The sequence below is a fragment of the Streptomyces sp. NPDC046931 genome (genome assembly GCF_040644655.1).
Taxonomy (GTDB): Bacteria; Actinomycetota; Actinomycetes; order Streptomycetales; family Streptomycetaceae; genus Streptomyces.
In genome coordinates this window covers 198,174-213,929 of record NZ_JBEYWX010000012.1, presented here as the reverse complement: position 1 = coordinate 213,929, position 15,756 = coordinate 198,174, and the positions used below count along the sequence as shown (strand labels likewise).

The 15,756-nt window shown below is 70.3% G+C and carries 16 protein-coding genes; 8 read left to right on the top strand and 8 right to left on the bottom strand.

From position 1 onward, the window contains the following. Positions 1-358 precede the first annotated feature (358 nt). A complete protein-coding gene (locus ABZ876_RS22245) occupies positions 359-1,036 on the bottom strand; it encodes a DUF4253 domain-containing protein (protein WP_361783745.1) in 678 nt (225 codons plus the stop codon). A 543-nt stretch (positions 1,037-1,579) separates the two neighbouring features. Between ABZ876_RS22245 and ABZ876_RS22240 the strand changes: the two genes are divergently transcribed. Genes ABZ876_RS22240 through ABZ876_RS22230 form a run of 3 tightly spaced genes read left to right on the top strand, consistent with a single transcriptional unit; the run spans position 1,580 to position 2,211 of the window. Continuing rightward, positions 1,580-1,708 carry a hypothetical protein gene (locus ABZ876_RS22240; protein WP_361783742.1) on the top strand — a complete coding sequence of 43 codons (129 nt, stop codon included), beginning with the start codon at positions 1,580-1,582 and terminating at the stop codon, positions 1,706-1,708. Positions 1,709-1,747: 39 nt separating this feature from the next. Then, a complete protein-coding gene (locus ABZ876_RS22235; RefSeq protein WP_361783778.1) occupies positions 1,748-1,885 on the top strand; it encodes a hypothetical protein in 138 nt (45 codons plus the stop codon). Next, a complete protein-coding gene (locus tag ABZ876_RS22230; RefSeq protein WP_361783739.1) occupies positions 1,837-2,211 on the top strand; it encodes a DUF4328 domain-containing protein in 375 nt (124 codons plus the stop codon). The genes ABZ876_RS22235 and ABZ876_RS22230 overlap by 49 nt, the downstream gene beginning before the upstream one ends. A gap of 63 nt (positions 2,212-2,274) precedes the next feature. Here the strand turns inward: ABZ876_RS22230 and ABZ876_RS22225 are convergent, their stop codons facing one another. Together ABZ876_RS22225 and ABZ876_RS22220 are read right to left on the bottom strand one after the other, a co-directional pair. After that, a complete protein-coding gene (locus ABZ876_RS22225; protein ID WP_361783736.1) occupies positions 2,275-2,574 on the bottom strand; it encodes a hypothetical protein in 300 nt (99 codons plus the stop codon). Positions 2,575-3,028: 454 nt separating this feature from the next. After that, positions 3,029-3,223: a hypothetical protein gene (locus ABZ876_RS22220; protein WP_026178055.1), complete on the bottom strand. Its 195-nt coding sequence runs from the start codon at positions 3,221-3,223 to the stop codon at positions 3,029-3,031. A 504-nt stretch (positions 3,224-3,727) separates the two neighbouring features. On the opposite strand from ABZ876_RS22220, the gene ABZ876_RS22215 reads away from it, so the two are divergent. Continuing rightward, a complete protein-coding gene (locus tag ABZ876_RS22215) occupies positions 3,728-4,897 on the top strand; it encodes an acyltransferase family protein (RefSeq protein WP_361783733.1) in 1,170 nt (389 codons plus the stop codon). A 115-nt stretch (positions 4,898-5,012) separates the two neighbouring features. On the opposite strand, the gene ABZ876_RS22210 is transcribed toward ABZ876_RS22215, so the two are convergent. Beyond that, positions 5,013-6,194 (bottom strand): PP2C family protein-serine/threonine phosphatase, encoded by a 1,182-nt coding sequence (locus ABZ876_RS22210; protein WP_361783730.1) that lies wholly within the window; start codon positions 6,192-6,194, stop codon positions 5,013-5,015. A 150-nt stretch (positions 6,195-6,344) separates the two neighbouring features. On the opposite strand from ABZ876_RS22210, the gene ABZ876_RS22205 reads away from it, so the two are divergent. Next, the gene (locus tag ABZ876_RS22205) at positions 6,345-7,574 is read left to right on the top strand and encodes a GNAT family N-acetyltransferase (protein WP_361783727.1); all 1,230 of its coding nucleotides are present in this window, start codon (positions 6,345-6,347) and stop codon (positions 7,572-7,574) included. Positions 7,575-7,588: 14 nt separating this feature from the next. On the opposite strand, the gene ABZ876_RS22200 is transcribed toward ABZ876_RS22205, so the two are convergent. Continuing rightward, a complete protein-coding gene (locus tag ABZ876_RS22200) occupies positions 7,589-8,398 on the bottom strand; it encodes a DNA-formamidopyrimidine glycosylase family protein (protein ID WP_361783724.1) in 810 nt (269 codons plus the stop codon). A gap of 109 nt (positions 8,399-8,507) precedes the next feature. Next, positions 8,508-8,993, bottom strand: coding sequence for a ribose-5-phosphate isomerase (locus ABZ876_RS22195; RefSeq protein ID WP_361783721.1), 486 nt, complete (start codon positions 8,991-8,993; stop codon positions 8,508-8,510). Positions 8,994-9,264: 271 nt separating this feature from the next. On the opposite strand from ABZ876_RS22195, the gene ABZ876_RS22190 reads away from it, so the two are divergent. Both ABZ876_RS22190 and ABZ876_RS22185 read left to right on the top strand, forming a co-directional pair. After that, positions 9,265-10,740 carry an amino acid permease gene (locus ABZ876_RS22190; protein WP_361783718.1) on the top strand — a complete coding sequence of 492 codons (1,476 nt, stop codon included), beginning with the start codon at positions 9,265-9,267 and terminating at the stop codon, positions 10,738-10,740. 174 nt (positions 10,741-10,914) lie between these two features. Next, a complete protein-coding gene (locus ABZ876_RS22185) occupies positions 10,915-12,249 on the top strand; it encodes an FAD-binding protein (protein ID WP_361783715.1) in 1,335 nt (444 codons plus the stop codon). Between the two features lie 91 nt (positions 12,250-12,340). Here the strand turns inward: ABZ876_RS22185 and ABZ876_RS22180 are convergent, their stop codons facing one another. Further along, positions 12,341-12,922 carry a biotin transporter BioY gene (locus ABZ876_RS22180; protein ID WP_361783712.1) on the bottom strand — a complete coding sequence of 194 codons (582 nt, stop codon included), beginning with the start codon at positions 12,920-12,922 and terminating at the stop codon, positions 12,341-12,343. A gap of 396 nt (positions 12,923-13,318) precedes the next feature. Between ABZ876_RS22180 and ABZ876_RS22175 the strand changes: the two genes are divergently transcribed. Continuing rightward, entirely contained in the window at positions 13,319-14,695 is a 1,377-nt protein-coding gene (locus ABZ876_RS22175) for an amino acid permease (protein ID WP_361783709.1), read from the top strand. 284 nt (positions 14,696-14,979) lie between these two features. Here ABZ876_RS22175 and ABZ876_RS22170 read toward each other — a convergent pair whose 3' ends face one another. Then, a complete protein-coding gene (locus ABZ876_RS22170) occupies positions 14,980-15,642 on the bottom strand; it encodes a DsbA family protein (RefSeq protein ID WP_361783706.1) in 663 nt (220 codons plus the stop codon). Positions 15,643-15,756: the final 114 nt, after the last annotated feature.

Below are 15,756 nucleotides of genomic sequence, written 5' to 3'. Positions count from 1 at the left end.
CCGGGCGGGCGCGGGCGGCCGGCGGCGCCCGCGCTCATGTCTCCGCCCCGCTCGGCACCGCCGGCCGCCCGCTCCCGCCCAAGAGGCAGGCACACGGAGTATGAGGTCAAAACACGTCGTGGCTGGGGCGGTCGGCTCCACGGCTTTACGGAGCCACTTTGGCGCGAGCCTCGAAGATCATGGCCCCAACGTCGTGCTTTACCGGGCAGGTCCACAGACTGCCCGACGCGCCGGAAGCTTACGGGGCCATGATCACTCGCGCCAAAGCAGCGCCACCCCAAAGCCGCTACGCCGACCGCGTACCTATGCACGGGCTCTGGATCATCCACGGAGATGACGGTCACTTGGCGCTGGCGAGTCAGTCCCACCAAAACGACCAGTGCGTCCGCAGCGGCAAACTATCCGCGTACTCGGGGAAGGGTGTTGGCGGATCATCGACGATGTTGTCAGCGGTCGACAGGACATGCTCCAGGGCAAGCAGCTCCGCGTGCGCCGCGGTCCGCGGTGGGCGGGCAACGGAGACGAACAACTCGCCTCCCATTCCCACCACCCGAGCGCCGAACCGCTCCTCCCAGCTGCGCAGCAGCGCGCACACGAGCGGCAGCGGAGCCTCCGCATTCCAGCCGAGAAGTGCCGGTATATCGGCGCTGCGCTGTGCGGGGACCAGCACGAGGCTGCATCCGGCCAGCTGGTACGGGTTTGTGGCTATGAGGTGGCCGATCGTGCGCGCTGCAGCGTCCGCCGGGGAGGGATCAGCGTCCGTGACCGAAGTCGCCGGCGTCAGGCCCGGCCATGTCTCGAAGGATGGGCCCGGATCGTGCGGCCACGGCTCGATACCCTCGGGCACCGGCACCGGCTTCGGGTCCGTCCAATAGGGCAGACGACGGCGCCGGTACTCGGCGAAGTCCGAGGCTAGGACGTTCTCCAGACGGACAGCGGATATCTCGGCCAGGTCCGTCGGACGGCCCAGGAACGGTCCGCTCAGCAGTGGTACCAGCCCGGTGTCTTCCTGCCCGTGCAGCAAGGGTCGCCACACGCCATCGACGTCAGACGGCAGTTCGTCCGCAACCCAAACGCACACCGACCCCGAGGAGACGAACCGCCCCGGGGGAAGACCCTCTGGCAAGGCGAAAACCATGCTCGGACGATAGACCTCGACCCCCTTCGGTCGCACACCGCCCCATACGGCCGGGCTGCGTGCGTCGCCACTCAAGCCGTGCCCGCTGCGTGCCCGGTCCGGCGGGATGCAACGGGAACTCACGGGGAACAGCCGCGCCGATCACACTCCGGCCCAAGTCAGTGCCCTGCCAGGTCAGCCGCCACCCGCATACGGTGTCTTCCAAACTAGCTACGCGGGTTCGATTCCCGTCGCCCGCTCTGTATGGCTCAGGGCCAGGCCGGAGGGTTGTTCCTCCGCCTGGCCCTGATCCTTTCCGGGGACCTGGCCGGCCCCGCGCGCCCCCTGCGTGCACTAAAGTCCGCTGCGACCTGCGGAAAGTCCGCACCAGTGGGCTTCCGGGGGTACGGCATGCGTCGAAGAGCGGCGTCGCCCGGCGGGCTCACCTCATGGACGTGCGGCATGCTTGCCTGCTTCGTGTTGCTGACGGTGGCCACCGGGGTGGCGGGCCGGCACAAGTACCAGGTGCTGCTGGCACTGCCGCTGAAGCGGTCTGCCGACGGCCAGGCGTTGGCCAGGGCCGACATGTGATTCGGGAATCTGACCGGGTGGTCACAGGCGGCGTTCCTCGTGACCATGCTGCTGTTCGTCCTCCGGCTCGACAGCATGCGCTCGCTCGCAGACACCGTTTGGCCCCGGGGACAGCGCCGCCACCGTGCGTGGGTGCTCTTCGGCCGGCTGGTTCCACTGGCACAGCTGTTCGTCTAGCACAGCTGTTCGTCCCGAAGATGTTCGTCAACGATCTGTGGGCTGCCGCCCGGCCGGCGGCGCGGCGCCGTCGTGGCAACCCCTTGCTGACGGTGTGGTGGCTCACCGTTCTCGCCGCAGGCCACTGGGCCACGCTCGACCACTCGGCCCTGAAGCGGGCCGCGACAGCGGGCAGGGCCCGCCAGGCGCTGCGGCAGGTGATGCTCGGCGGTGGTCTGCACATCGGAGCCGCCGCGCTGACCATCGCCGTCGTCCGGCGGCTGAGCGTCATGCTGCACCGCGCCGTGATCGAGGGGCCGGCGAGGCCCGGCGGAATCACACCATAGCCAGGCGCGCGCCCCTTGCGTCCCCGGTTCCCTGCCCGGCCCCGTGCCATGCCCGGCCGTGGCTCACGGTTGCAGACGCCGTACGTCGACCGAGTACACCGGGCGGCAGCCGTACGGGGCGTACAGGGCGTCGCCCGGCAGGGCCGGGGATGCGCTGCCGGCGGTCGCGTCGACGTTGCCGCTGCCGCTGTGGCCCGGGCGGGTGGCCAGGAGTTTTCCGGTGCGCCGGTCCGGGGAGGCGAGCCGGCCGTTCGGGGAGGCGACATAGACGCGAGCGCCGGAGGCCGGCGGAGGGCCCGGGTTCTCCAGGGTGGAGCCGTTCTCCCAGTCCTGGCGGCCGGTGCACGGATCGACGGAGCGCACGCTGCCGTTACCCAGGGTGAAGTAGAGGGTGCCGCGCCGAGGTGCACGGCTGCCTGTGCCGGCCGGGGGCGGGCGAGCGGGACGCGGACCACCCGGGTGACGGGTCCAGGGTCGTGATCGCGCGGCACGTCGTGCCCATGTCCGCCTCGGCGAGGACCGGCCGGCCGCGGTCCCGGCCCAGGAGGGAGAGAGGCCCTCGGCCGCGGCGGTCCAGCGCGCGGCCCCCGTGGCCGGACGAGGAGGGAGATCCGGGTGCTCCCGGCCTCGCTCCGGCACAGCACCGCACGAGGTGGACCACCCCCCTCCCGCCGGAGCCCAGGCGGTCCTCGATGCGGTAACCGCCCACCTCCTTCGGGTCCTCGTCGCGCAGCGACACCCCGAACGCCCCTGGTTCGTCCCGGTCGGCTCCGGACCGCCCGCGCGGCCCGGAGCGGCCGTTCCGGTGCCGCCCCGGTCAGAAGCTGATCGAGTTGATGGTCTCCGCTATCGAGTTGAGGAAGCGGTTGATGGACGGAGCCATGCCGGTCGAGGCGAGGAAGAAGCCGAAGAGGATCGCCACGATCGCTGGGCCGGCCTTGATCGAGCCCCCTCGGATCAACACCACCAGGATGATCGCCAACAGCAGCACCACTGACAGCGAAATGGCCACAACTGATCACACCCTCGGTCGGTCCGCTCTCCCGGCCCGGGGGCGCCAACCCCTTGTGCACCCCCGCCAGAACCATCGTGCCACCAACCGGCCCGCGCTATGCGGCCCGTGAGGCATCGTCGGTCACCTCTGCCGCGGGCGCCGCGCGAGCGCACCGCCGGGTGATCGTGAACTCCACGCTCCCGCTCAGTAATTCGAGGCGCCGGCGGCGGGAATAGCGTCATAGATCGTTTCCATGTCCACGCATCGCGTTCGCAGGTTATTCGAATATCCCCCTCACCACCTCCATCGCCGGACATTCCGCCAGAGTCACCCGCGGACGGTATGCCCGCTTTAGTCTGGATGAATGGGGACACAACACCCCTATGTGGTAGGAAAATCGGTGTGTGCCAGAACACGCGACGGCAATGCGGACTCCGCCGGATCCGGGGTATCCGGGACTGATAAGCAGTAGGCGATTCGAGGGTTTTACGAGAGCCCTTCGAGAACGCTAGGGTGCCTCAGATGTTCCACGCCGCCTCTTCCTCCCCAAGAGCAACGGGCCCATCGTCGGCACCACTGTCGCGTGCGCCACTCCCCCCGGTCACATCACCCGCGGACGGAGTCCCGAGCCCACGCGCCGCCGAGCCGGCAAGACCGCCTGCCAGGCAGCGTGACGCCTTCTTCGACAACGCCAAGTACCTGGCGATCGTGCTGGTGGCCATGGGCCACTCCTGGGAGCCGCTGAAGGGCGGCAGCCGCGTCCTCCAGGCTGCGTACATGTTCGTCTACGCCTTCCACATGCCGGCGTTCATCGTCATCTCCGGCTACTTCTCCCGCAGTTTCGACATGCGCCCCGACCGGCTCAAGCGGCTGGTGACGGGCGTCCTGGTGCCGTACGTCGTGTTCGAGACGGCGTACGTCCTCTTCAAACGCACCGTGGGCGGGGACCCCGGCCTGCCGATCAGCCTGCTCGACCCCTGGTACCTGACCTGGTTCCTGGCCGCGCTCTTCATCTGGCGCATGACCACCCCGCTGTGGAAGCTGGTCCGGCAGCCGGTGCCGCTGGCCGTCGTGATCGCCATGCTGGCGTCCGTCTCCCCCGACATCGGTGACGACCTCGACCTCCAGCGTGTGCTGCAGTTCCTGCCGTTCTTCGTCATCGGTCTGTCGCTGAAGCAGGAGCACTTCCGGCTGGTACGGCGCCGCTCGGTGCGGATCCTGTCGGTGCCGGTGTTCGCCGGTGCGCTCGCCGTGGCCTGGTGGGCGGTGCCGCGGATGAACCCGTCCTGGTTCTACCACCGCGACAGCGCACAGGAGTTGGGCGTGCCGTGGTGGTGCGGTCCGGTGATGGTGCTCGCGCTGCTGAGCTGCTCGCTGCTCCTCAGCGTCTGCTTCTTCGCCTGGGTGCCGGGCCGGAAGACGTGGTTCACGACGCTGGGCGCGGGCACCCTGTGCGGCTATCTGCTGCACGGGTTCTTCGTGAAGTGCGCGGACTACCAGGGCTGGTACGACGCGGCCTGGCTGCACCGGCCCTTGGGCGCGGTGTCCGTGACGCTCCTCGCGGGTGCGCTGGTGACGCTGCTGTGCACGTCACCGGTGCGGCGGCTGTTCCGGTGTGTGATGGAGCCGGAGATGGACTGGGCGTTCAGAAGGGACGCGGCGGCGCAGGCGCGGGAGCGTGCGAAGGCCTGAGCGAGCCGCCGCTTAGCTTCGCGCTCGCTTGCCCTTCGCGCTCGCTTGCCCTTCCCGCCCACGCCCCTTCCCCCCCACGCCCCTTCCCGCTGGACGCGGAAGGGGGCTCAGCGGTTCAGCGGGCCGCGGACTGTGCCGTCGGGCCCTCCCGGCAGATCAGCAGCAGCGCCCTGTCGTCGTTGACGTCCTTCGCCACCGCCTCGATCAGATGCCAGGCGGCACCGCGGAAGCCGCCCGCCACATAGCGGTCGGCTTCGCCCGTGAGGCGGTCCATGCCCTCGACGATGTCGCGGTCGGCCGTCTCCACCAGGCCGTCCGTGAACAGCATCAGCACATCGCCGGGGCGCAGTGTGCCCTTCACGGAGTCGAACTGGGCGCCGTCGTAGACCCCGAGGAGCGGGCCTTCCGCCGCCTTCTCCTCCCAGCGGCCGCTGCCCGCGCTGAGCTGGAGGCCCGGCGGATGGCCGGCCGAGTACAGTTCGTAGTCGCCCGACTCCAGGTCCAGGACGAGATGGATGGAGGTCGCGAAGCCCTCGTCCCAGTCCTGGCGCAGGAGATAGCCGTTGGCGGCGGGGAGGAAGGCGTGCGGCGGCAGCGAGCCCAGCAGGCCGCCGAACGCTCCGGACAGCAGCAGGGCGCGCGAGCCGGCGTCCATGCCCTTGCCGGAGACGTCGGTCAGGACGACCTCCAGTGTTCGGCCCCCGTTCGTGCGGGCGGCCACCACGAAGTCGCCCGAGAACGACTGTCCGCCCGCCGGTCTGAGCGCCATCTCACGATGCCAGCCCACCGGCAGCTTCGGCAGCTTGCTCTGGACCCGGATGCGTTCGCGCAGGTCGAAGAGCATGGTTCCGCCGCGCCGCCAGGGCACGCCGACCCGGCTGCGGAACTGCGCGATCAGCAGCCCGAAGAACCCGCAGGCCGCGACCACCAGGACGATGCCGGGCGTGACCCGGGACGGACCCTCGGTGTACGGGCCAAGCTTGACCGACTCGACGATCAGCGCGGTGGCCGCCGCGGCGTACAGGCCGAGCAGGCTCGAGGGGCGCAGCAGCAGGCCGCCGGCGACGATCGGCAGGACGAGGACCGCGGGAGAGCACCACACGGGATCGACCAGGGTGGTCGCCGCGATCAGGGGAACCATCAGCAGCAGTCCGGCCAGCGCCACCCAGTCCGAGCCGTCCCCCCGGAAGTAGTCCACCGCGGATCTGCGCACGCCGGTTCGGGCCCGGTGCCACTGCATCCTCAACCGGGCCGTGAAGGTCTCGGCTTCCGCGCGCCGCTCTCGTCCTGCTGCCATTGCTTCGGGACCCTATCCATCGGACCAGGTGCTTGGCACGGGAGGTCGCACTTGTCCCCCCTCCGAGCGCTGAACTTCACAGGAACCGGGCCCCCGCGACCGAGGAGAAATCCACTCGCTCGTCCCGCATTGCCCTGGTAGGCATGGCCCATGACGACGGACGTGCGGGTGCTGCGGCACGACGAGTGGGACAACTGGTACGGCAACCTCCTCCGGGCGTTCGGCGGGGCGCAGGAATCACCGGAAGAGCGGGCGCTCTGGAAGGAACTCACACCGTTCGACCGTTGTCTGGGCGTATGGGACGACCGGGAGTGTGTGGGTACGGCGGGCGCGTTCCGTTTCCGGCTCACGGTCCCCGGCGGTGCCCCGGTCCGGACGGCCGGCATCACGATGGTGAGCGTCGCGGCGACGCATCGCCGGCGCGGGGTGCTGACGTCGATGATGCGCCGGCAGCTGGACGACATCCGTGACTGGGGCGAGCCGCTGGCCGTGCTGACCGCGTCCGAGCCGGCGATCTACGGCAGGTTCGGGTACGGCGTCGGGACCTTCCAGCTGGGCGCGGAGATCGACACGAGCCGCGTGCACCTGTCCGTTCCGGCCGGTACCGATGAGGTACGGCTGCGGTACGCGTCCCCCGCCGATGTCCTCGACGCGTGCGAGGCGGTCTACGCACGGTTGGTGCCCTCCCGCCCCGGCATGCCGGCCCGGGAGCCCGGCTGGGAGCGGCTGTTCCTGCTCGACCCGCCGGGCGAGCGGGACGGGGCGTCATCGCTTCAGTGCGTGGTCGCCGAGCGGGACGGGGAGATCACGGGGTACGCCCGCTTCCGCACCAAACTCGACTGGGGGGTCACCGGGCACAACGGCACGGTCGCCCTGAAGGATCTGGCCGCGCTGGACCCGGCGACGGACGCGGCGCTGTGGCGTTTCCTGTTCGGTATAGACCTGACGACGACGCTGACCGTGCACGGTCGGCCGCAGGACGAGGGCTGGCAGCATCTGGTGTCCGACATACGGCGGTGCCGGCCACGGCTGCGGGACGCGCTCCATGTGCGTCTCGTCGACGTCGGGGCGGCGCTCCAGGCCCGGACGTACCAGGCGCCGGTGGACGTGGTGGTCGAGGTGGAGGACGCCTTCTGCCCGTGGAACGAGGGGCGCTGGCGGCTGACGGGGGACACGAAGGGCGCGTCCTGTGCGCGTACGGACGACACGGCCGATCTCGCCCTGTCGGTGCGGGAGTTGGGGTCGGCGTACCTGGGCGGGGTGTCGCTCACGGCGCTGGCGGCGGCCGGACGGGTACGGGAGCTGCGGCAGGGGGCGCTGGCGGAGGCGTCGCTCGCGTTCGGCTCGGCGGTGGCGCCCTGGCTGCCGCACGGGTTCTGACCGCTCGGTGACGGCTACCGCTTCTGGCAGCCCGGGCACCAGAAGAGGTTGCGGGCGGCGAGATCGGCGGTGCGGATCTCGCCGCCGCAGACGTGGCAGTGCAGGTTCGCCCTGCGGTACACGTACACCTCGCCACCGTGGTCGTCCACGCGCGGCGGGCGCCCCATGACCTCGGGCGTGTGTTCGGGGCGGACGGTGTCGATGCGGTTGTTGCGGACGCCCTCGCGCATCAGGCCGACGAGATCGGCCCAGATCGCGTCCCACTCGGCCGGGGAGATGTCCTTGCCGGGGCGGTACGGGTCGACACCGTGCCGGAAGAGGACCTCGGCACGGTAGACGTTGCCCACACCGGCGATGACCTTCTGGTCCATGAGCAGGGCGGCGATGGTCGTACGGCTGCGGGAGACGCGACGGTAGGCGGCCGCGGGGTCGGCGTCCTCGCGGAGCGGGTCGGGGCCGAGGCGGGCGTGCAGTGCGTCCTTCTCCTCGTCGGTGATCAGCGCGCAGGTGGTGGGGCCGCGCAGGTCGACGTACGAGACGGGGTTGGCGAGGCGGAGGCGGACCGTGTCGGTGGGCCTGGGCGCGGGGGTGTCACCGAAGGCGACCTTGCCGAAGAGGCCGAGATGGATGTGCACCCAGTCGCCGCCGCGGAAGCCGAGGAAGAGGTGTTTGCCGTGGGCGTCGGCGGTGTGCAGCTCGGCGCCGTCGAGCAGCGCGGCGGCATCGGCGAACTTGCCCTGGGGGCTGGAGACGGCGACGGGCCCGCCGGCGAACCGTGCGGCGTAGTCCCCGGCCAGCCGGTGAATCGTGTGCCCCTCCGGCACGCTCGCCCCTTTCGGATCGTCCGTGTGCCGCCGTACCCGTGGTACGGCGGCACACCGGGGGCGCACGGCCCCCGGTTCACGCCCTTCCGGCGCCCGGCGGGCGCCGGAATCAGTCCTGCGGGTGGTGGGCGGGGATCGGCGGCAGGTCGCCCGTGGTCTCGTAGGCCGACAGCATGTCGATGCGCCGCGCATGCCGCTCGTCACCCGAGAAGGGTGTGCTCAGGAACGTCTCGACGAACTTCGTCGCCTCGTCCTGTGTGTGCATCCGCGCGCCGATCGCGACGACGTTCGCGTTGTTGTGCTGACGGCCGAGCGACGCCGTCTCCTCGCTCCAGGCGAGGGCCGCCCGTACGCCCTTCACCTTGTTCGCGGCGATCTGCTCGCCGTTGCCCGAGCCGCCGATCACGATGCCCAGGGCGTCGGGGTCCGCCGCGGTGCGCTCCGCCGCGCGGAGGCAGAACGGCGGGTAGTCGTCCTGGGCGTCATAGATGTGGGGCCCGCAGTCGACGGGCTCGTGGCCGGCGGACTTGAGCCACTCGACGAGGTGGTTCTTCAGTTCGAAGCCGGCATGGTCGGAGCCGAGATACACGCGCATGGTCCGAGTGTGTCACGCCCGCCACCGATCGGCTTCGCGGGGTTCCGACCCAAAAAGATGTGACCTACACCATTGATGCTCAAGGAAACCTCAAGTAACAATTTGGATTCACAGGTTCCCGAATTTCTTCGCCTCAGATTCACTGGACCGGCTCGTACACCGCTCGTATGAGCCCCCGTACTCCGCGTGCTCCGCGCCGTACGGGGCCCGTATTCGTACGTGCGTGTGTCCCCCACATCCCCGTACTCCCGGCTCAAAGGAAATCTCCTTTATGACCTCGCAGCCGACCCCCACAAAGGCCGGAAACGCCCCCGGCCGCGCCGGAGACTCCGGCGGCGGCCTTCAGGCCGGACTCAAGAACCGTCATCTGTCGATGATCGCCATCGGCGGCGTCATCGGCGCCGGTCTGTTCGTCGGATCCAGTAGCGGCATCGCCACCGCCGGTCCCGGCATCCTGCTCTCCTACGCCCTCGTCGGCACGCTCGTGGTGCTGGTGATGCGCATGCTGGGCGAGATGTCCGCCGCGAACCCCACCTCCGGCTCCTTCTCCGCGCACGCGGACCGCGCCCTCGGCCGCTGGGCCGGTTTCTCGATCGGCTGGCTGTACTGGTTCTTCTGGGTGGTCGTGCTCGCCGTGGAGGCCACAGCGGGCGCCAAGATCCTCCAGGGCTGGATCCCGGCCGTGCCCCAGTGGGGCTGGGCCCTCATCGTCATGATCGTGCTGACCGCGACCAACCTGGTCTCCGTCGGCTCCTACGGTGAGTTCGAGTTCTGGTTCGCCGGTATCAAGGTCGTGGCGATCGGCGCCTTCATCGTCGTCGGCGCCCTCGCCGTCTTCGGTGTGCTGCCCGGCGTGCACAGCGACAAGGCCGGGCTGAGCAACCTAACCGCCCACGGCGGCTTCCTGCCGCACGGGCCGGGGGCGATCCTCACCGGTGTGCTGCTCGTCGTCTTCTCCTTCATGGGCAGCGAGATCGCCACGCTGGCGGCCGGTGAGTCCGAGGACCCGCAGCGTGCGGTGACCAAGTCCACCAACAGCATCATCTGGCGCATCGGCGTGTTCTACCTGGGCTCGATCCTCGTGGTCGTCTCCCTGCTGCCGTGGAACGACCCGTCGATCAAGGAGCAGGGCTCGTACGTCGCCGCCCTGAACTCCCTGGGGATCGCGCACGCCGGTCAGATCATGAACTTCATCGTGCTGACGTCGGTGCTGTCCTGCCTGAACTCCGGCCTCTACACGGCCTCCCGCATGGCCTTCTCGCTCGGCCGGCGCGGTGACGCTCCGAAGGCCTTCGCCCGGACCACCAGCCGTGGTGTGCCGATGGCGGCGATCATCGCCTCCGTCCTCTTCGGCTTCGTGGCGGTGTTCTTCAACTACAAGTTCCCGGACTCGGTCTTCCTCTTCCTGGTCAACTCCAGCGGTGCGGTCGCCCTCTTCGTCTGGCTGGTGATCTGCTTCTCCCAGCTGCGGATGCGGAAGATCATCCAGCGTGAGGCGCCGGAGAAGCTGGTCGTGAAGATGTGGCTGTACCCGTACCTGACCTGGGCCACCGCCGCACTGATCGTGTTCGTCCTCGGCTACATGCTGACCGACACGGAGCACGACGGACGCGAGACGGTGCTGCTGTCGCTGCTCGTGGCGGCGGTCGTGCTCGTGATCGCCGTGGTCAAGCAGAAGCTGGGCGGCGGCCGGGCCGCCGAGCCGGCCGCGGACGCGGAGCAGGCGCGGGCGGAGGTCGGTGCCTGACCGGCGCGTGAGCGTCGAGAAGGGCCCCGTGGCATACGGCCGCGGGGCCCTTCCGCATACGGTGGCACCGATGCGGGACGCGGCGGGGCGTCCCCGGGGCCGAGCGCGACACAGGCCCCCGGGTCAGTGATGACCTGACGGCTTATGTCCGGTTATGCCGCCATGCTGAGGGTCATGGATCTTCTGAAAGGCTCCACAGACCAGCTCGTCCTCCGCCCCGGCGACATCGGCTACGAGGAGGAACTCTCAGGCTTCCAGACGGGGTTCACCCTACGGCCCGACGTGGTCTTCGCCGCCTCCTCGACGCGGGACGTGGCCGCCGCGGTCGCCTACGCGGCCGAGCGGGGACTCCCGGTCGGTGTCCAGGCCACCGGGCACGGGCTGCCGGGCGACGCGGACGGCGGCGTCCTGATCACGACGAAGCGCATGGACCGTGTCACCGTCGACCCCGAGGCCCGTACCGTCCGCATCCAGGCGGGTGCGCGCTGGGGGCAGGTCGTGGCCGCCGCCGTGCCGTACGGGCTCGCCCCGTTGAACGGCTCGGGGCCGGGCGTGGGTGCCGTCTCCTACATCCTGGGCGGCGGCCTCGGCATTCTCGCCCGCCGTTTCGGCTACGCGGCCGACCACGTGCGCTCCCTGGAGGTCGTCACCGCGGACGGCCGTACGCGCACCGTCACCCGGGCCGGCGACCCCGATCTGTACGGGGCCCTGCTCGGCGCGGGCCATGCCTTCGGCGTGGTCACCGAGCTGGAGATGGACCTCGTCCCGGTGCCCCGCCTGTACGGCGGGGTCCTCTCCTTCGACGGGCACGCGGTCCCCCCGGTGGCCGTCCTGCGCGCCTACCGGAAGTGGACCGAGAGCGTGCCCGAGGAACTGACGTCGTCCCTCTCCGCGGTCTCCCACCCCGACATCCCGGCGCTGCCCCCGCAGCTGCGCGGCCGGTACATCGTCTCGGTCCGCCTCGCCCACACCGGCGCCGACGGCGAGTGGCTCGTCGCCCCGCTGCGGGAGATCGGCCCGGCGCTCGAGGACTCGCTGCGCGAGATGCCGTACGCCGACAGCCACACCATCCACAAGGACCCCGAATTCCCCCATGCGTACTACGGGGACAGCGCGGTGCTCGACGACCTCGACGTGGAGGCGGGCGCCCGCCTGATGGCGCGCACCGGGCCGGGCGCGCCGTCCCCGTGCGTGCTCCAGATCAACCACTTGGGCGGGGCGCTGGCGAGGGAGGCCCCCAACTGCGTACCGCACCGCGCGGGACGCTATCTGGTGCGGCTGCTCACGATGCGCACCCGCGAGGCCGCGCGGGCGCTGCTGGATCCGGCGTTCGCCGAGGTGGAGCCGTGGACGGTCGGGCGCGCCCTCAACTTCGCGTTCGGGTCCGGGGACCGCACGGAGGGTCTGTACGACGCCGGAACGCACAAGAGGCTCGCCGGGCTGAAGGTGCGATACGACCCGGCGAACCTCTTCCGCAGGAACTACGGCGGCTTCGACGTCACTTCCTGACGGGCGTCACTTCCTGACGGGCGTCACTTCCTGACGGGCGTCACTCCCCGACAGGCGTCACTCCCGACGGGCGTCACGCGCTGAGACGGCGTCACTTGCGGACGAGCTTCCAGGCGGTGGGCAGCAGGCCCATCGCCAGGGCCGCCTTCAGGGCGTCGCCGATCAGGAAGGGGGTGAGCCCGGCCGCGAGCGCGGCGGACAGGGACATGCCGGTGGCCAGCATCAGATACGGGACACCGACCGCGTAGACGATCGCCTCGCCCAGCAGCATCGCGCCGGCCGTGCGCAGTACCGAGCGGTCGGCGCCGCGGCGCGCCAGGGCGCCCACGGCGGCGGAGGCGAGCAGCATGCCGATGATGTAGCCGAAGGAGGGGGCGGCGGCGCCGGAACCGCCGCCGGCGAACCACGGCACGCCGGCGACACCGGCCAGCGCATACAGGGCGAGCGACAGGAAACCGCGGCCGGCGCCGAGGGAGGTGCCCACGAGCAGCGCGGCGAAGGTCTGTCCGGTCACCGGCACCGGCGAACCCGGCACGGGCACCGAGAGCTGCGCGGCGAGCCCGGTGAGCACGGCACCGCCGACCACGAGCGCGACGTCGCGCACGCGGGACGCGGGAAGCAGATCGGCGAGGACCTCGCCGGGGCGGGCAACTGTGGCGGTGGCGGTGCTCATGGGAACTCCGGCGATGGGAACGGTTCGGGACACGGCGACGCTATCCCAGGCCCGCTGAAGTGATCACCGTCAGCGCTCGACAAAGGCCGGATCCGGGACTTGGTGGGCTATGCACAAAAGCCGGCGCTCACACATGATGCGGCGTGATCCCGGTCACTGAGGTGAGGGCGGTGACGCCGGGAGGGGTCGACCGAGGGCAACTGTAGGGTTTCGCCAACTGGGTTGGCCATGCTCATGGCTCCCGTCCCCTACTCGCACGACGATCACCGGGTAACCGGGGGTTCACCATCCGTACAGCCGGCGTCCGGATAGTGGGCAGCCTCTTCGCCGGAGCGGACAGGCTGCCCAGACTGTGGGGGTTTTTGCCCGACTCTTGCAATTGACAAGGCGCGCCCCATGCCAAGTACCACTGTCGAGACCCCGCCCGAGACCGGGGCCTCCCTGTCCCACGGCCTGAAGCAGCGCCATCTGTCGATGATCGCCCTCGGTGGCGTGATCGGTGCCGGCCTGTTCGTCGGCTCCGGCGCGGGCATCGCCGCCGCCGGCCCGTCGATCGTGATCGCGTACGCCGTCTCCGGTCTGCTCGTCATGCTGGTGATGCGGATGCTCGGCGAGATGTCGGCCGCCTACCCCTCCTCGGGTTCCTTCTCCGCGCACGCCGAGCGGGCCATCGGCCCCTGGGCGGGCTTCACCGCCGGCTGGTCGTTCTGGGTGCTGCTGTGCACGGCCGTCGGCCTGGAGGGCATCGGCGCCGCGAAGATCGTCACCGGCTGGCTGCCGGGAACGCCCGAGTGGGCCTGGGTGGCGCTGTTCATGGTGGTCTTCTGCGGCGCGAACCTGGCCGCGGTGAAGAACTTCGGTGAGTTCGAGTTCTGGTTCGCGGCCCTCAAGGTCGGCGCGATCACGCTGTTCCTGGTGCTCGGCGTGCTGGCGATCGCCGGTGTGCTGCCCGGCACCGACTCCCCGGGCTCCTCGAACCTCACCGGCTTCCTGCCCCACGGCAGCCAGGGCTTTGTCATCGGCCTGCTCGCATCGGTGTTCGCGTACGGCGGTCTGGAGACCGTCACCATCGCCGCGGCGGAGTCCCCGGACCCGATCCGGGGTGTGGCGAGCGCGGTCCGTACGGCGATGTGGCGCATCGCGCTCTTCTACATCGGCTCGATGGCGGTCATCGTCACCCTCGTCCCGTGGAACGGGAAGGAGATCGTCGAGAAGGGCCCCTACGTGGCGACCCTCGACCACCTGGGCATTCCGGGGGCCGGCCGGCTGATGAACGTGGTGGTGCTGGTCGCGCTGCTGTCCGCGATGAACGCCAACATCTACGGCTCCTCGCGCATCGCGTACTCGCTGGTGGAACGCGGCCAGGGCCCGAAGGCGCTCGGCAGGGTGTCCGGCGGCGTTCCCCGGGCCGCCGTGCTGACCTCCTCGGTGTTCGGCTTCGTGTGCGTCGTCCTCAGCTACTGGCGGCCGAACGACGTCTTCCCCTGGCTGCTGAACATGATCGGCGCGGTGATCCTGGTCGTCTGGTTCTTCATCGCGGTCTCCCAGCTGCGTCTGCGCCGCCGCCTGGACCGGGAGGCGCCCGGGCGGCTGGTCGTGCGGATGTGGGCGTTCCCGGTGCTGACCTGGGTCGCACTGGCGGGCATGGCGGCGATCTTCGTCCTGATGGCGCGGCAGCCGGACACACGCGTACAGCTGTACTCGACGGGCGGCATGACGCTGTTCCTGGCCGTCGTGGGCTACGCCCGGCAGCGGGCCCGCGCCCGGGGCTGACGCCACCGATCGAGAGAAGGCCGGGAAGGCCCCCACGCCGACGACACGTGGGGGCCTTCATGTTGTCCGTCCTGTCCCCGCCCGGATCTTCTTGTTGTTAGCGTGTACTTGCAATCCATTTGCAGTAAGACACCCGGAGGGGACCGCCCTGCTGCTCGCCCCCCTGACGGCCCCCGAAGCGTCCTGCCGTGATCGTCTTCTCACCGTTCACCGGCAGGCGGAGAAAGGGGAGACCCCCGCGAGGATGAGGCTCGCGGGGGTCTCCCGGTACGCGGCGGGCGTCGTCAGAGGTTGCTGAAGTCCGGCCCCTTGGTACGGGTGCGCTTGATCTCGTAGAAGCCCGGGATCGAGGCGACCGCCAGGGTGCCGTCCCACAGCTTCGCCGCCTCCTCGCCCTTGGGGGCCGGGGTCACCACCGGGCCGAAGAACGCGATCTGCTCGCCGTCGGCGCCCGGGACCGCGATCACCGGGGTGCCCACCTCCTGGCCGACCTTCTCGATGCCCTCCTTGTGCGAGGCGCGCAGCTCGGCGTCGAACTCGAAGTCCTGCTGCTCGGCGTAGTCGATCAGGTCCGCGGGCAGGCCGACCTCCTCGAGCGCGGCGGCGATCGCCTCGATCGTCGGGCCCTCGCCCTGGTTGTGGAAACGCGTGCCGAGGGCCGTGTACAGCGGGCCGAGGACGTCCGCGCCGTGCTTCTGCCATGCCGCGGTGACCACGCGCACCGGCTGCCACGCCTTGGTCGCCAGCATCTCCCGGTACTCCTCGGGCAGCTGGTCCAGCTTGTCCTCGTTGAGCACGGCGAGGCTCATGATGTGCCAGCGGACCTCGATGTCCCGGACCTTCTCCACTTCCAGGACCCAGCGGGAGGTCATCCAGGCCCAGGGGCACAGCGGGTCGAACCAGAAGTCGACGGGGGTCTTGCCGGAAGCGGTCACGGTCTCGGACATGACTCTCCTAGGTACGCGGTCGTTTACGGGGCAACGTCGGAGGTCACGCCCGCCATTCCCGGGAACCTCCACGAGGTGCGCCCGGGTGCCCCGGATCAGGGGCACATGGCAGGA

Excerpts from the sequence above, each read along its gene's own strand:
- ABZ876_RS22170 (WP_361783706.1), bottom strand. The coding sequence starts at position 15,642 with ATGTCCGAGACCGTGACCGCTTCCGGCAAGACCCCCGTCGACTTCTGG.
- ABZ876_RS22195 (WP_361783721.1), bottom strand. The coding sequence starts at position 8,993 with ATGCGCGTGTATCTCGGCTCCGACCATGCCGGCTTCGAACTGAAGAAC.
- ABZ876_RS22210 (WP_361783730.1), bottom strand. The coding sequence starts at position 6,194 with ATGGCAGCAGGACGAGAGCGGCGCGCGGAAGCCGAGACCTTCACGGCC.
- ABZ876_RS22185 (WP_361783715.1), top strand. The coding sequence starts at position 10,915 with ATGGATCTTCTGAAAGGCTCCACAGACCAGCTCGTCCTCCGCCCCGGC.
- ABZ876_RS22180 (WP_361783712.1), bottom strand. The coding sequence starts at position 12,922 with ATGAGCACCGCCACCGCCACAGTTGCCCGCCCCGGCGAGGTCCTCGCC.
- ABZ876_RS22215 (WP_361783733.1), top strand. The coding sequence starts at position 3,728 with ATGTTCCACGCCGCCTCTTCCTCCCCAAGAGCAACGGGCCCATCGTCG.
- ABZ876_RS22190 (WP_361783718.1), top strand. The coding sequence starts at position 9,265 with ATGACCTCGCAGCCGACCCCCACAAAGGCCGGAAACGCCCCCGGCCGC.
- ABZ876_RS22205 (WP_361783727.1), top strand. The coding sequence starts at position 6,345 with ATGACGACGGACGTGCGGGTGCTGCGGCACGACGAGTGGGACAACTGG.
- ABZ876_RS22175 (WP_361783709.1), top strand. The coding sequence starts at position 13,319 with ATGCCAAGTACCACTGTCGAGACCCCGCCCGAGACCGGGGCCTCCCTG.
- ABZ876_RS22240 (WP_361783742.1), top strand. The coding sequence starts at position 1,580 with ATGCTTGCCTGCTTCGTGTTGCTGACGGTGGCCACCGGGGTGGCGGGC.